This window comes from Cupriavidus sp. 05T313, assembly GCF_056396665.1.
Genome location: NZ_JBFTLX010000497.1, coordinates 1 through 1,540 on the forward strand (window position 1 = coordinate 1; position 1,540 = coordinate 1,540).

Here is a 1,540-nt window from a genome sequence, read left to right on the forward strand (position 1 = left end):
GCGCCCAACCATTCTGTCGCAGTAGATCATCAATCTTTCGCATCATTGCTTTCCCGTTTTTTTACTCGGAAAAAACGATCCAAATCCTTGGGTGAAAGAGCCCGCCGTTGCCCCAGTGTTTGCAGGATAGGGATTTGGCGAACCTTGGAGCAAGGCGGGTATGTTTGGCTTCAGCCCATTGGGGTAGACCAGCGACGGCAGAGTCTGCCCCGCCAGCTTTGTTACTCCTAAGCCGATTGGGTACGCAGCACCGCTGAATGTCGAGCCAACGGCACCCGCGAATAGAATGCTATTGTTTTCGCCATAGAAAATATTATTGAACGCTGTATTTGCAGCCGCACCGGCCCCACCGACCAACACGTTGCCTATGAAGCCGACGTTACCACCAATCGGTCCCGTGATGGCCCCTGTTCCACCAGCAAACAGAGACTGGAAAAGGCGAATGGTGCCTGTTTGCGCAYATTGGCCGGAAGCATCCATTCCACCACCCACCGTCCCACCAATTGCTGCATATCCAAAGATTCCCCCAGCAGCAGTTGCTATAGGCGCCCCAACCAACAGTGCCGCCGCAACCGGGGCGGCGATCGTACTAGCCCCCATCAAATTGTTAATAGTCTGCGCTCGCTGGTTAGCTGCACTAACAGCGGCGCTCGTTGGTTGTGAGAGGTCATTCTGCGCGTAGAAACTACTGTTCCGGTCCTGCGGCAGATAGTTGGCATACATGTCAGCATTGGCTTTTTGCGCTGCGGTCGGCTGGAATGAGTAACTAATCCCGCATGCGGCGCAGGAAGGATCGGCAGGGAGCATCATGTGCGCCTGGCTCAGGAAGCCGCTCGCAGCTTGGTCCCATGCATCGCCAGCACCGTTCTGCACTTGACGAAAGCCCTGTTGTGCAAGGCGCTGCTCTGCGTCAGCAACCTGGACATCAGACGGAGCTTGCCCGCCATTGAGCCGCCGTGCGAAAGCCTTGGCATTGTCCTTGATCCACTTCTGTTCATCCGGATGCAACTGCCGGTTGAACCGATCCACATTCGCTGCCGCCGCCGCACCCGAGCCACCACCCACGATCGTACCAAAGCCACCCGCTGCGATATTGGCCGCCACATTTCCGAGCGCTTCATTCAGCCCCGCATTGCCAGTATCCAAACTCTCTGACACCGCATTGCCAAGCTCTTGAAGCTTGGGCGCAGCCAGCGACGACGCACCCGCACCGACTGCGCCGGCCACCGCGTTGCCGCCACCCAGGCCCGCAACAAGCGCGCCGCCTGCGGCGTGCAGCGCCGCACGGTAGTCGCCGCCTTCCTCCCAGTTCTTCGCGTCGGCAAGGTACTTGTGTTCCATCTCGCTATCCCCGGCGTCATGGGCGGCCTTGGCATTCGCACGCGCCTCCTTCTCCTTGGCGCCGGCCACGTCGCCCACCGTCTTGGCGACCGCCTCGCCGGCGGTGGGCGGCGGCCCCATCATGTCGGACTGCTTGTTCAGCACCTGGTCCAGGTTGGGGTTCTTGCCGACCGTGCTGTTGGTGCCGGCGGTGTCCCGC

The 1,540-nt window shown here is 59.9% G+C and carries 1 pseudogene; it reads right to left on the reverse strand.

Going from position 1 to position 1,540, the window contains the following annotated elements:
* Positions 1 to 42: 42 nt before the first annotated feature.
* Positions 43 to 1,540: pseudogene (locus AC1DKD_RS41185) on the reverse strand (hypothetical protein); the annotation flags it as partial.